Raw genomic sequence first — 13098 nt, 5'->3', positions numbered from 1 at the left:
CGATCAGGGCTGGAACACTCAAAAGAACGTGAGAACTATTTTTCCCCGGCCGTGCCCGGTCTCGATTTCGCGGTGCGCGGCCGCAGCCTCGGTGTACGGGTAGGCCCGGCGCACGAGAAAGCGCAAGTCGCCTTTGGCGTAGAGCGCGGCCAGCTCGGCGAGGCGCGCGGCCGAACGCCCGGACTTCGTGACGAGCACGCCGAGGTCCGCGGCCCGGCCGTGGTCGACGAGGGTGAGGATGCGGTCCCGTTGCTTCACCAGTTCGAGGGAGATGTCCAGGGCGGGGCCGCCCGCGCCGTCGAGCACGACGTCGATGCCCCGCGGCGCGGCCGCCTCGATGCGGTTCTCCAGTCCATGGCCGTAGACGACGGGGGTCGCGCCCAGTTCGCGCAGGTAGTCCTGGTTGGCCTCGCTCGCGGTGCCGACCACCCGGGCGCCCCGCAGTTTCGCGAGCTGCACGGCGGCGGTGCCGACCGAGCCGGCGGCGCCGTGGATGAGCAGGGTTTCCCCCTCGCGCGGCTTCAGCATTTCCAGCGCGATCGACGCGGTCTGCGTCCCGGCGGTGAACCCGCCGGCGACCTCCCAGGACATTTCCGCCGGCTTCGGCGTACGTCGGCGGCGGGAACGACGATGTACTCGGCGGCGGCCCGCACAGCGGTGAAGCCGAGAACTTCGGTGCCGGCCTCGAGTTCCCCCTCGTCGACGACGCCGGCGAACTCGTTCCCCGGCACGCGCGGCCAGCCGAGCTTCAGGCCCGGCGGCTCCCAGCCGGCGCGGACGGCGGCATCGTAGGGCTGCACCCCGGCGGCCTTGACCCGCACGCGGACTTCCCCCGGCCCGGCGTGCGGCTCCGGCAGGTCGAGGACGCGGAGCACATCGGGCCCGCCGAATTCAGTGAACGCCACGGCTTTCATGGCCCCAGCTTGATACTTCAAGCGCACTGGAGGTCAACCGCGCAGCGGACGGAAATCGTCGGTGCCCTGCCGTACGGTCCACGGCATGGCAGAAATCAAGATCCGCCGCGCCACCGCCACCCAGGCCGGCACCTTGACCGCCCTGATGCACGCGTCGTCGGCCTACCAAGGCGAATACGCGTCCATCTTGGACGGTTACACCATCGCCCCCGGGTACGTCGAAGCCAATCCGACGTTCACGGCCACCAGGAACGGCGAGATCCTGGGCTTCTACGCCCTGCCGGCCGCGGAGCTCGACCTGCTCTTCGTGGCCGACGAAGCACAGGGGCTCGGCATCGGCGCGCGGCTGATCGCGCACATGCTCGGCGAAGCCGGCCGCCGGGGGATGGACAGCGTGCGCGTCGTCTCGCACCCACCGGCGGCGGACTTCTACGTCCGGATGGGCGCGCGGCGCACCGGCACGATCCCGGCGCGACCGCCGAAGGTGCGCTGGGACCGGCCGGAGCTCCGCTTCGACGTCCCTACATGTTGATCATGTGCCCCGCGAGGCCGTGGATCGCTTCCTTCACCGCTTCGCCCAGCGTCGGGTGGGCGTGGACGTTCCGCGCCACCTCGTGCACCGTCAGGTCCCACTGCTGGGCCAGCGTCAGCTCCGGCAGCAGCTCCGTGACGTCCGGGCCGATCAGGTGCCCGCCGATCAGCTCGCCGTACTTGGCGTCGCTGATCAGCTTCACGAAGCCGCCCGGGTCGCCGAGGCCCTGGGCCTTGCCGTTGGCCGTGAAGGGGAACTTCGCGACCTGGACGTCGAAGCCCTTCTCGCGGGCCTGCTCCTCGGTCCAGCCGAAGCTCGCGATCTGCGGCTGGCAGTAGGTCGCGCGCGGGATCATCGGGAAGTCGAGTTCCATCGTCTCCGCGCCCGCGATCGTCTCCGCCGCGACGACGCCCATCGACTCGGACGCGTGCGCCAGCATCAGCTTCGCCGTCACGTCACCGATGGCGAAGATGTGCGGGACGTTCGTCCGGCCGCGGCCGTCGATCGCGATCGCGCCGCGGTCCGTCAACGCGACGCCCGTCTTGTCCAGGCCGTAGCCCTCCACCCGGGGCTGGAAGCCGATGGCCTGCAGGACCTTGTCCGCTTCGAGGACCTGCTCGCCGCCCTTCTCCGAAGACACCGTCACGCGCACCGAAGAACCCGAGTCGTCGATCGACTCGACGCGGGTCGACGTCAGCACCTTGATGCCGAGCTTGCGGTACCGGCGCGCCAGCTCCGCCGACACGTCCGCGTCCTCCAGCGGCACCATCCGGTCGAGGAACTCGACGATGGTGACGTCGACGCCGTAGTTGTGCAGCACGTAGGCGAACTCGACGCCGATCGCGCCCGCGCCGGCGATGACGATGCTGGACGGCAGTTCGCTCGAGAGGATCTGCTCCTCGTACGTCACCACGCGCGAGCTGCGCGACGTCCCGGGCAGCAGCCGCGTGGTCGCGCCCGTCGCGATGACGCAGTGGTCGAACGTCACCTGCGAGCCGTTCACCTCGAGGGTGTGGTCGTCGACGAAGGTGCCGTGCCCGTCGATCTCGGTGATCTTGTTCTTCTTCATGAGGAAGTGCACGCCCTTGACGCGCCCGTCGGCGACCTTCCGGCTCCGCTCGTAGGCGGCCGTGTAGTCGACGCGGATCGGGCTGTCGGACGAGATGCCGAACGCCTTCGCCTCCTGCGTCACGACGTGCGCCAGTTCGGCGTTGCGCAGCAGCGCCTTCGACGGGATGCACCCGACGTTCAGGCACACGCCACCCCAGTACTTCTCCTCGACCACCGCGGTGCTCAGCCCCAGCTGGGACGCGCGGATCGCCGCGACGTAGCCGCCGACCCCGGCCCCCAGCACGACGACATCAAAGTGTTGTGCACTCATGCCCCGAAGCTACCCCTTTCGGCAGGCCGGGGCGGCGTGACCCGGGCCTCAGGCGGCGACCGGCGGGCGTTCGCCGCGGAGCGTTCCGAGCAGGTCCGTGACCGCGGCCATGATCCGCGCCGTCGCCTCCTCGAGCACCTCGCGGGTGAGCTGCCTGCCGTACAGGTCGGACAGGTCGACCGGCGGCCCCGCGACCAGGTCCACCGTCTTGCGGGGCAGGCCGCGCGGGAGCCACGCCGTCGCGGGGAGCAGGTGGTGCGTGCCCCAGTTGGCCACCGGGATCACCGGGGCGCCGGTCTCCAGCGCGATCCGCGCGACGCCCGTCTTGCCGCGCATCGGCCAGCCGTCCGGGTCGTTCGAGAACGTCGCTTCGGGGAAGATCGCCACGCACTCGCCCGCCCGCACCGCCGCGACGGCGTCGCGGTAGGCCTCCGACGCCGTCGCGGCGCCGCGGTAGACCGGGATGTGGCGGCCGGACCGCATCACCGAGCCGACCGCCGGCAGCTTCCACAGCGACGCCTTCGCCAGGTAGCGCGGCACGCGGCCGGCGGCGAGGCAGAACGCCGTCAGCGTCGCCGGGTCGGCGTACGACAGGTGGTTCGACGCCACGACGACTCCGCCGTCGCGAGGCAGGTGGCGCGCGCCCCGCACGCGGAACCGGGTGGACTGGACCAGGAACTGCCAGACCACCTCGATGGCGAGGCTGTACCAGGCGCCACGGCCGGCGCGGGCGAAGCGCCGGCCGTAAGCGATCATCTGGCGCCGGGTCAGCAGCTCACCCTCGGTTTCCAGGGCGGTCCAGCGGTCGGTCATGACTGTCATTCGTAGCCGACGACCGGCCGGATCGTCCCCGCCGCGCGCCGAACGCGGCGTAGATCACAGCAAGAAGGGGGTCACCGGGAGAAGGTCACTGCCGCTCGAGCACGACCACGGGGATCTCGCGGTCGGTCTTCTCGGCGTAGGAGTTGTAGTCCGGCCAGACGGCGGCGAGCTTGTCCCACAGCTTCGCGCGTTCCTCGCCGGAGACGGTGCGGGCGCGGGCCGTGAACTTGTCCGCCTTGACCTGCACGCCGACCTCGGGGTGCTCGACGAGGTTGAAGTACCAGCCGGGGTGGTTCGGCGCGCCGCCCTTCGAGGCCACGATCACCGGGTTGCCGTCGATCTCCTGGTAGATCAGGGCGAACTTGCGGTCCTGACCGGTCTTGCGGCCCTTCGTGGTCAGGACCAGCGTCGGGACGCCTTCCTGCCAGTCGTGGCCGACCTCGCCATCGGTCTCCTCGTAGCGGCGGACGTGCTCGTCACCGAACAGCATGCGTGGTTCCTTTCGCGGTCATCGGTGTGGCGGGCTCACCACGGAACAGGTCCAGCGTGGCGGGCTCACCAGACAAGGGTTCTGCTGGGCAACAACAAACACGCCGCCGCCGCTCTTCCCGGAACTTTTCACTCGTTCGGGGTACCGTCGCCGAGCAGCGGCTGCTCCGTTTCCGTGCTCCTCCCAGTAGATTGCACCGACCGAGCACACGGGAACGCCCGAAACCGATCTTGGAGGAGCCATGAAGGCCCGGCCGCACGTGACACTGGAAGACGTGGCACGCAGCGCGAACGTCTCGCTCGCCACGGCGTCGCGGGTGCTCAACGGCACCGCGTCCGTCCGCGCCGACCTCCGGGAGCGGGTTTCCGCCGCCGCGGCCGAACTCGCCTACGCCCCGAACGCGCACGCGCAGGCCCTCGCCGGCGGCACCCACCGCACGGTCGGCGTGATCTGCCACGACGTCAGCGACCCGTACTTCGCCGCGATCGCCGGCGGCGTGATGCGGGTGGCGACCGACAACGGGCTGCTCGTCATGCTGGCCGGCACGTTCCGCGACCCGGACCGCGAGGTCGCCTACGTCTCGACGCTGCGCGCGCAGCGGGCGGCGGCGATCCTGCTGATCGGCTCGGCGTTCGAGGACCGGGCGTGGGAACGCGCGATGGCCGCCGAGCTGGAGCCCTACCGCCGCGGCGGCGGGCAGGTCGCGGCGGTCAGCCGCCACCGCGGGCTCAAGATCGACACCGTGCAGCCGGACAACAAGGGCGGCGCCGCCGCGCTGGCGAAGGCGCTCGTCGGGCTCGGTCACAAGCGGTTCGCCGTGCTCGCCGGGCCGCGGCGGCTGAGCACCGTGATCGACCGGGTGGCCGGCTTCTCCGACGAGCTCGCCGCGCACGGCATCGAACTGCGCGAGGACGACGTCTTCGAGGCCGCGTTCAGCCGCGACGGCGGCTACGAGGCGACGAAGCGGATGATCGCCGGCCGCAAGCGCAAGCTGCCGACCTGCGTCTTCGCCGTCACCGACGTGATGGCGATCGGCGCGATGACGGCGTTGCGGGAGGAAGGCCTGGCCGTTCCCGGCGACATTTCGCTGGCCGGCTTCGACGACATCCCGGTGGTCCGCGACCTGGCGCCGGCGCTGACCACGGTGCGGCTGCCGCTCGAGGAACTGGGCGAGCGGGCGATGGACCTGGCGATCAAGGGCTCGTCGGGCACCCGGCCGCGGACGGTCCGGCTCTCCGGCGAAGTCGTCCTCCGCGAAAGCACCGGACGTCCCAAGCGCTGAGGCGCGGGTAGGCCTTGTCGCACTTCGGCACAGGCCTTACCGTGGGTTGAGAAAGCGCTTTCTTACTCTCTCTCGCGGAGGTCACCGATGCTCGTGCTCCCGGTTCCCGGCGGCGGGCTGCTGAACTGGTCGCCGTCCGGGCCACCGCTCCCCGCGCCACCGAAGACGCCACCGGCGTCGCGGGTCGCCTACGCCGCCGCGCACGTCGTGGCGGACGCGCTGGCCGACGAGCCCTACACCGTGGACTGGGACGCAACGCTGGCCTTCCGCGAGCACCTCTGGTCGTGTGGGCTCGGCGTCGCCGAGGCGATGGACACCGCGCAGCGCGGCATGGGCCTCGACTGGGCCACGACGAAGGACCTGGTCGGCCGCACCGGCGCGATCGCGGCCGGGCGGCGGTGGGTCGCCGGGGTCGGCACCGACCAGCTGCCGCCGGGGCCGGCCACCGCGACGTCCATTGTGGACGCCTGGCGCGAGCAGCTGGACCTGGTCGCCGGCGCGGGCGCGGTCCCGGTCGTCATGGCCAGCCGGGCACTGGCCGCGACGGCGACCGGCCCGGACGACTACCACGCCGCCTACGGGAAGCTGCTGTCCGAGGCGAGCGGCCCGGTCCTGCTGCACTGGCTGGGCGAGCAGTTCGACCCGGCGCTCACCGGCTACTGGGGCCACCAAGACGTCCGCGCCGCGGCCCGTGAACTGGTGGCGCTCTGCACCGAGCACGCCGGCACCGTGGCCGGGGTGAAGATCTCGGTGCTGGACGCCGAGGTGGAAGCCGAGTTCCGGCGCGCGCTGCCCGCGGGCGTCGCGTGCTACACCGGCGACGACTTCCACTACCCGGAGCTCATCGCCGGGGACGACCAAGGCCACAGCGAAGCCCTGCTCGGCATCTTCGACCCCCTCGCCGCGGTCGCCGCGGCCGCGCTGACCCGCCTCGACGACGGCGACCGGGCGGGCTTCCACGCGCTGCTCGACCCCACCGTGCCGCTGGCCCGCGAGATCTTCCGCGCGCCGACCCGGCACTACAAGACCGGCGTCGTCTTCCTGGCCTACCTCAATGGCCACCAGCGGCACTTCCGGATGATCGCCGGCCAGGAGTCGGCCCGCACGATCACCCACCTCGCCACGCTGTTGCGGCTCGCCGACGAGGCCGGCGTGCTCGCCGACCCCGACCTCGCGGTGGCCCGGATGCGGCCGCTGCTGCAGGTCGCGGGGGTGGCGTGATGGACGCCCGGCTGAGCCTCAACCAGATCACCACCAAGGCCTGGTCGCTGCCCGAAGCGGTGGCCGGGTGCGCCGAGGCGGGCGTCGGCTGGATCGGGCTGTGGCGCGACAAGGTCGCCGAAACCGGCGTCGACGAGGCGGCGCGCCTGCTCAAGGAGCACGGGGTCCGGGTTTCGTCGCTGTGCCGCGGTGGGTTCTTCACCGGCGTGACACCGGAAGGGTCCCCTGTGGACGGTGTGGCGCGGACGCGCGAGGCGATCGACGAAGCCGCGGCGCTCGGCGCCGACGTCCTCGTGCTGGTCGTCGGCGGGATCGCCGGCAACGACCTCGCGGCGTCCCGGCAGCGGGTGGCGGACGCCGTCGGCGAGCTCGCGCCGTACGCCGGGGAACGCGGGGTGCGGCTCGGCCTGGAACCGCTGCACCCGATGCAGTGCGCGGAGCGGTCCGTGCTGTCCACTGTGGACCAGTCGCTGGCGATCGCCCGGGAGCACCCGGCCGAGCAGGTCGGGGTGATCGTGGACGAGTTCCACGTCTGGTGGGACCCGCGGATCGAGGAGTCGATCGCCGCGGCGGCCGGCCGGATCGCCGGGTTCCACGTGTGCGACGTGCTCGTGCCGCTGCCCGACCCGCTGCTGGGCCGCGCGCTGCCGGGCGACGGGCCGATCGACCACCGGCACCTGCGCGCCTGCGTGGAGGCCGCGGGCTACACCGGCCCGATCGAGGTCGAGGTGTTCAACGCCGGGCTGTGGGCCCGGCCGGGCGCGGAGGTGCTCGCCGAGACCGTCGCGGCGTTCGAGCGTCACGTGGCCTGAGGGGTCCGCACGCCGGTACGTTGGGACCATCTGGCGGCTCATCCGGTGCGAGGTCGGGGCGATGAAGGTGGAAGACCAGCACGGCGACGACGGAGCGGTCCGGAGCGTGCTGCGCACCTTCGACCTGCTCGCCCTGTTCACCGAGCAGCACCGGACCTGGGCGGTCAAGGACCTCACCACGGCCAGCGGCCTGGCGAAGACGACGGTGCTGCGCCTGGTCGCCACCTGCGAGCAGCGCGGCCTGCTCTGGACGCGCCCCGACGGGCGGATCACCGTCGGGCCCGGCATGCTGCGCTGGGCACAGCTGGCGAACACCGCGTGGCAGCTGCCCGAGCCGGTCCGCCAGGTGCTGCGCGAGCTGGCGGCCGGCTGCGGCGAAACGGTGAACCTCTACGTGCGCGGCACCACCGTGCTGGTCTGCGTGGCCCGGCAGGAAGGGCCGCGGGCCATCCGGCACGTGGGCCGCGTGGGTGACGAGCTGCCGCTGGCGTGCGGGGCCGCCGGCCGGGTCCTCGCCGGCGACGAGGGATCCGATGGCGCCGCCGTCAGCCACGGCGAGCCGGAGACGGGCGCGTCCAGCGTGGCCGCGCCGGTGCACGACGGCGAACGGCGCGTGCTGGCCGCGCTCACCGTCACCGGGCCGACCAGCCGGTTCGGCGAGGCCGAGGTCGCCGGGATGACCGAAGCCGTGACCGAAGCCGCACAGCATATTTCGCGGATCGGTTTCGGTGCCCGGCCGGAGTAGACCGTAGGCTTCCCCGCATGCCGAACCTGCTGGTGGTGGAAGACGACGCGGCGATCGGCAGCGTGCTCGAATCGACCCTGCGACTGCACGGTTACCAGGTGTGCTGGCGCCGCGACGGCCGGAGCGCCGAGCTGGCCGCCGAAGCCGGCGATTTCGACCTCGTGCTGCTCGATCTCGGCCTGCCCGACCTGGACGGCGTCGAGCTCTGCCGCCGCCTGCGGACCGCGCTGCCCGCCGCGGTCCTGGTCATCCTCACCGCCCGGCAGGAGGAGATGGACGTCGTCGTCGGCCTCGACGCCGGCGCCGACGACTACCTCACCAAGCCGATCCGGCTGGGCGAGCTGCTGGCCAGGGTGCGGGCGCACCTGCGCCGCGGCGCGCCGGCCGGGGCCCGGCCGCCGGTGACCATCGGCGGGCTGACCGTCGACATCGCCGGCCGCCGCGCCACCCTGTCCGGGCGCGAGGTCGTGTTGCGCGCCAAGGAGTTCGACCTGCTCGCCCGCCTCGCCGAGCAGCCCGGCGTCGCGGTCAGCCGCGAGACGCTGATGTCCGAGGTCTGGGACGCGCACTGGTACGGCTCGACGAAGACGCTGGACGTGCACATCGCGGCGGTGCGCCGCAAGCTCACGGCGGCCGCCGGGCCCGAAGCCGAGGTTCCCCGGATCGCCACCCTGCGCGGGCACGGCTACCGGCTCGAGGACCCCGCCCGGACCGCGGCCGAAGGGTAGCCGTGCGCCGTCGGATCACCTCGCTGACGGTGCTGGCCGCGCTGGTCGCGACCGTGTTGTTCGCGCTGCCGCTGGGCATCGCGGTGTGGCAGTACTACCACGACGACACGAAGAGCGACCTGGAGCGGGCCGCGGACGCCACCGCGCTCGCCGTGTCGGAAGACCTGAATGCCGGGCGGACGCCGATCGTGCCGCCCCTCGACGAGGATGACGACGAAGCCGGGGGCGAGGTCGGGATCTACGCCCCGGACGGGCGGCTGCTCGCCGGGCGCGGCCCCGCCGTCGCCGGCCCGGTCGAGCGGGAGGCGGCGAACGCCAAGGTGGACGTCGTCGTCGGCCGCGAAGACGGCGAAATGGCGCTGGCGGTGCCGGTGGTCAGCGGCTCCCGGGTGACCGGCGTGGTCCGCGCCGCGCTGCCGCTGGCTCAGCTGCGGCTGCGGATCGTGCTGACCTGGGTCGGCATGGCCGGGCTCGCGGTCGCGGCGACCGGGGTGAGCTGGCTGATGGCCCGGCGGTCCACCATCCGGCTGGTGCGGCCGCTGGAAGAGCTCGCCGCCGCGGCCGAGCGGCTCGGCGACGGCGACTTCACCGCCCGGCCGCCGCGCACGGACATCGCCGAGATCGACCGGGTCGGCGAGGCGCTGGCCGCCACGGCGGCCCGGATCGGCGAGACCCTGGAGCGCGAGCGCGCGTTCTCCGCGGAGGCGTCACACCAGCTGCGGACCCCGCTGACGGGGTTGCGCCTGCAGCTCGAAGCCGCGCTGGAAACGCCGGCCGCGGACCCGTACGCGGCGCTGCGCGCCGGGATCGCGTCCGCCGACCGGCTGGAACGCACCATCGAGGACCTCCTGGCGCTGGGCCGGGAGCGCCGGGCACCGCGGGCCGGGCTCGATCTCGACACGCTGCTGGACCAGGTCCGGCAGGCGGGCGAGGCCCTGCTCGAGCCGCACGGGCGGACGCTGCGGATCATCCGGCAGGACCCGCCCCCGGCGCGCGCGGCGGCCGCGGCGGTCCGGCAGGTGCTCGGCGTGCTGCTGGACAACGCGGCGACGCACGGGCGCGGCACCGTCACGGTGGTGGCCCGCGACGCCGGCGACGCGCTGGCCATCGACGTCGCCGACGAGGGCCCCGATCTGGGTGAGACCGACCCGTTCGCGACCGCGCCCCGCGGGCACGGGATCGGCCTGCGGCTCGCGCGCAGCCTCGCCGAGGCCGAAGGCGGGCGGCTGCGGCTGAGCCGGCCGGACCCGCCCACGTTCACCCTGCTGCTGCCCGCCGACGGCCCGGCCGCCCCGGCGTGACGAACCGGGCATCACCCGTGTCCTGAGGGGCATCACCCGTGTCTGGAGGGGCATCGCCCGTGATGCCCCTGGAATCACGCGTGATGCCCCGCTGGACACGCGTGATTCCCCTCGGCGCACGGGACCATTCGCCGTGATCTGTGCTTGCCGCGCAAGGAATCACCGGCGATTCCTTGCGCTGTTTCGGGGTGGGAATGGCCGATACCGTCACTCTGACGGACCGGCCGTGCCCCGATCGTGGGACCACGTACGGCAACGTGCGGACTGAGCTGCCCGGCGCAACGCGTCATGCGACTATGGGGCCATGAACACCGAGCCGGCGCCGAGATGGCGAAGACTGGAACCGGACGAACGGAAGGAACAGATCTACGCTTGCGCGGCGCGGCTGTTCGGTGATCGCCCCTACTCCGAAGTGTCCACTTCGGACATCGCCGCCGCGGCGGGGGTGGCGCGGGGTCTGATCAACCACTACTTCGGCACGAAACGCGAGCTGTACCTGGAAATCATCCGCCGCGCGCTGACCGTGCCGCGGCTGGCCGTGGAAATCCTGCCGGACGGGCCGCTGGAACTGCGGGCCGACGTCGCCATCGAGTGGTTCCTCGACATGGTCACCAGCCAGGAGCGGATGTGGCTGGCCGCGATCGCGCCCGAAGGCATCGGCCGGGACCTCGAGGTGGAGCGCATCCTCGAAGAGGCCGACCGGGAGTCCGCCGACCGCGTGCTCGAAGCCGTCGGGCTCTCCAGCGACAGCGAACACGGGCCGGAGCTGAACGCGCTCGTGCGCGCGTTCGGCGGGATGGTGAAGTCGGCGGGCCGGGAATGGCTCGTGCGCCGGTCGCTCACGCGGGACCAGGTGCACCTGCTGCTGTCCAAGTCGCTCGTCACCCTCGTCGGCGAGATCTTCCCGGCCATCCACGAAGAGTCGCCGCGCGCCGCCGCCCCGGCGCCGCGCCAGTGCGGTGGATGACAGACCGAAGCCCCCGGCGCCACGAGGGGGAGGAGGGCACCGGGGGCTTCGGGCCGGTGGGCGAACCACCGACGCACGCCCACGGTACGCCGGAGCACTGTCAAGTCGCTGTCAACCCTGAGGGCCTGATTCGCGAAGTTCGGCCAGCCGGTGGTCGAGTCCGTCGAGACACCGCCGAACGGCGTAGTCGTACAGCTGCGCGTAGTACCCCGCGGCGAGGTCGGGATCGCCCATCAGGTCGTGCATCGCCACACCCAGCTCGGCCATCCCCGGCAGGTCGGCCCGTTCCCGGTAGGTCGCGTACTCCTCGGTGTTGTCGATCCGCAGCGCGAGCGCGCCCTCGCGGTCGTCCTCCATCGCGACGAACTGGCACGCGGTCATCAGCAGCAGGTGGTAGGCCAGCGCGCTTTCGCGGCCGAACCCGGCGGCCAGCAGCACGCCGACCCCCGCGTCGATGCTGCGCGTGGCCGCCTTCACCGACGGGCCGAACAGCGCGAGCCGGCGCGCGCAGCCCGGGTAGGTCCGCAGCAGCGCGCGCAGTCCGGCCAGCAGTTCGGTGAACCACTCCTGCCACGGCAGGCCCTCGTCGGGCAGCTCCAGCAGGCCGACCACCCGGTCGACGACGGCGTTCACCACCGCGTCCCGGTCGCCGACGTGGTGGTAGATCACCGCCGGGTACGCCTCGACCGAGCGGGCGAGCTCCCGCAACGTCCAGTTGTCGAGGCCGCGTTCGCCGGTCAGGGCCATCGCGGCGCAGATGATCCGGTCCGCCGTGAGCGCCGGCAGTCCAGCCGCGGCTCGTGACCGAGGGCGCTGTCCGGTACCCGAGGATGAGGTCGGCATGGGGCGTAACGGTAACCGCACGAGCCGGGCCGATGCCAGGTCCGCGCGGGTACGGCAGGATCGGGGTATGGCACGCGCACAGGCGAACGGTCTCGAGCTCGAGTACGACACCTTCGGCGACCCGGCGAACCCGGCACTGCTGCTGGTGATGGGCCTCGGCGCCCAGATGATCACCTGGGAGGACGGCTTCTGCGCGCTGCTCGCCGGCCGCGGGTTCTTCGTGGTGCGCTACGACAACCGGGACGTCGGGCTCTCCACCTGGCTCGACCACCTGCCACCGCCCGACCTGGCGGCGCTGGCCGCCGGTGACCTGTCGACCGCGCCGTACCGGCTTTCGGACATGGCCGACGACGCCGTCGGGCTCCTCGACGCGCTCGGCATCGCGAAGGCCCACGTCGTGGGCGCGTCGATGGGCGGGATGATCGTGCAGCAGCTGGCGATCGACCACCCGGACCGGCTGCTCAGCGTCACCTCGATCATGTCGACCACCGGCGACCGCGCGGTCGGCCAGGCCGAGCCGTGGGCACTGGCGCTGCTGACGCGCCCGCCGGCGAACACCCGCGAGCAGGCCATCGCCGACAGCGTCGAAGGCTACCGGCGGCTCGGCTCCCCCGGCTACCCGGACGACGAGGCGTTCCTCCTGGCCAAGGCCGCACTGCACTACGACCGCGCCCGCCACCCCGTCGGCACGCTGCGCCACGCCGCGGCCGTCGTCGCCTCCGGCGACCGCACCGAGGGGCTGCGCTCGGTCCGGTTGCCCGCGCTGGTCGTGCACGGCGACGCCGACCCGCTGGTCAACGTCAGCGGCGGCAAGGCGACGGCGGAGGCCATCCCGGACGCGGAGCTGGTCGTGCTCCCGGGCATGGGACACAACCTCCCGCGCGCGGTCTGGCCGGAACTCGCCGACGCGATCGCCCGCGTCGCGGCCCGGGCCTGAAGATCCGGGCCACGCGCCCAGTTCCGCCTTCAATCACGCGAGTTCCGCCTTCAATCACGCGAGTTCCGCGCCCGATCACACGAACCGACCCTCCAGGTACGCGAACCGACCCTCCGGGTACGC

General features: G+C 72.7%; 13 protein-coding genes and 1 pseudogene. 9 read left to right on the top strand and 5 right to left on the bottom strand.

Annotation, left to right across the window (positions count from 1 at the left end):
• Positions 1-18: 18 nt before the first annotated feature.
• Positions 19-914 (bottom strand): annotated as a pseudogene (locus tag AB0M82_RS33390) (NADP-dependent oxidoreductase).
• An 85-nt stretch (positions 915-999) separates the two neighbouring features.
• Here AB0M82_RS33390 and AB0M82_RS33385 point away from each other — a divergent pair.
• On the top strand, positions 1000-1446 hold the full coding sequence (locus AB0M82_RS33385; RefSeq protein WP_364730563.1) for a GNAT family N-acetyltransferase: 447 nt from the start codon (positions 1000-1002) through the stop codon (positions 1444-1446).
• Here AB0M82_RS33385 and lpdA read toward each other — a convergent pair.
• The 3 genes from lpdA to AB0M82_RS33370 all read right to left on the bottom strand — a co-directional run bounded on the left by lpdA (position 1436) and on the right by AB0M82_RS33370 (position 4139).
• The gene (gene lpdA / locus AB0M82_RS33380; RefSeq protein WP_364730560.1) at positions 1436-2827 is read right to left on the bottom strand and encodes a dihydrolipoyl dehydrogenase; all 1392 of its coding nucleotides are present in this window, start codon (positions 2825-2827) and stop codon (positions 1436-1438) included. The genes AB0M82_RS33385 and lpdA overlap by 11 nt on opposite strands.
• Positions 2828-2875: 48 nt before the next feature.
• Positions 2876-3640 (bottom strand): lysophospholipid acyltransferase family protein, encoded by a 765-nt coding sequence (locus tag AB0M82_RS33375; protein ID WP_364730558.1) that lies wholly within the window; start codon positions 3638-3640, stop codon positions 2876-2878.
• A gap of 94 nt (positions 3641-3734) precedes the next feature.
• Positions 3735-4139 (bottom strand): nitroreductase family deazaflavin-dependent oxidoreductase, encoded by a 405-nt coding sequence (locus tag AB0M82_RS33370; RefSeq protein WP_364730556.1) that lies wholly within the window; start codon positions 4137-4139, stop codon positions 3735-3737.
• Between the two features lie 241 nt (positions 4140-4380).
• Between AB0M82_RS33370 and AB0M82_RS33365 the strand changes: the two genes are divergently transcribed.
• From AB0M82_RS33365 to AB0M82_RS33335, 7 genes are all read left to right on the top strand, one after another.
• Complete coding sequence (locus tag AB0M82_RS33365) at positions 4381-5421, top strand: LacI family DNA-binding transcriptional regulator (protein WP_364730550.1); 1041 nt, start codon at positions 4381-4383, stop codon at positions 5419-5421.
• Between the two features lie 87 nt (positions 5422-5508).
• Positions 5509-6642 (top strand): DUF993 family protein, encoded by a 1134-nt coding sequence (locus tag AB0M82_RS33360; RefSeq protein WP_364730547.1) that lies wholly within the window; start codon positions 5509-5511, stop codon positions 6640-6642.
• A complete protein-coding gene (locus AB0M82_RS33355) occupies positions 6642-7454 on the top strand; it encodes a sugar phosphate isomerase/epimerase family protein (RefSeq protein WP_364730544.1) in 813 nt (270 codons plus the stop codon). Before AB0M82_RS33360 ends, AB0M82_RS33355 begins: the two co-directional genes overlap by 1 nt.
• Positions 7455-7515: 61 nt before the next feature.
• Positions 7516-8199, top strand: coding sequence for an IclR family transcriptional regulator (locus AB0M82_RS33350; protein ID WP_364730541.1), 684 nt, complete (start codon positions 7516-7518; stop codon positions 8197-8199).
• A gap of 17 nt (positions 8200-8216) precedes the next feature.
• Entirely contained in the window at positions 8217-8927 is a 711-nt protein-coding gene (locus AB0M82_RS33345; protein WP_364730539.1) for a response regulator transcription factor, read from the top strand.
• A 2-nt stretch (positions 8928-8929) separates the two neighbouring features.
• Positions 8930-10228 (top strand): HAMP domain-containing sensor histidine kinase, encoded by a 1299-nt coding sequence (locus AB0M82_RS33340; protein WP_364730537.1) that lies wholly within the window; start codon positions 8930-8932, stop codon positions 10226-10228.
• Between the two features lie 304 nt (positions 10229-10532).
• Entirely contained in the window at positions 10533-11195 is a 663-nt protein-coding gene (locus AB0M82_RS33335; RefSeq protein WP_364730534.1) for a TetR/AcrR family transcriptional regulator, read from the top strand.
• A gap of 111 nt (positions 11196-11306) precedes the next feature.
• On the opposite strand, the gene AB0M82_RS33330 is transcribed toward AB0M82_RS33335, so the two are convergent.
• Positions 11307-12038, bottom strand: coding sequence for a TetR family transcriptional regulator (locus tag AB0M82_RS33330; RefSeq protein ID WP_364730531.1), 732 nt, complete (start codon positions 12036-12038; stop codon positions 11307-11309).
• Positions 12039-12105: 67 nt separating this feature from the next.
• Here AB0M82_RS33330 and AB0M82_RS33325 point away from each other — a divergent pair, with 67 nt between their 5' ends.
• Entirely contained in the window at positions 12106-12975 is an 870-nt protein-coding gene (locus tag AB0M82_RS33325) for an alpha/beta hydrolase (RefSeq protein ID WP_364730529.1), read from the top strand.
• The last annotated feature ends 123 nt before the right edge of the window (positions 12976-13098 follow it).

Source organism: Amycolatopsis sp. NPDC051128 (genome assembly GCF_040682715.1).
GTDB lineage: Bacteria > Actinomycetota > Actinomycetes > Mycobacteriales > Pseudonocardiaceae > Amycolatopsis.
This window is presented reverse-complemented; position numbering and strand designations above follow the sequence as displayed.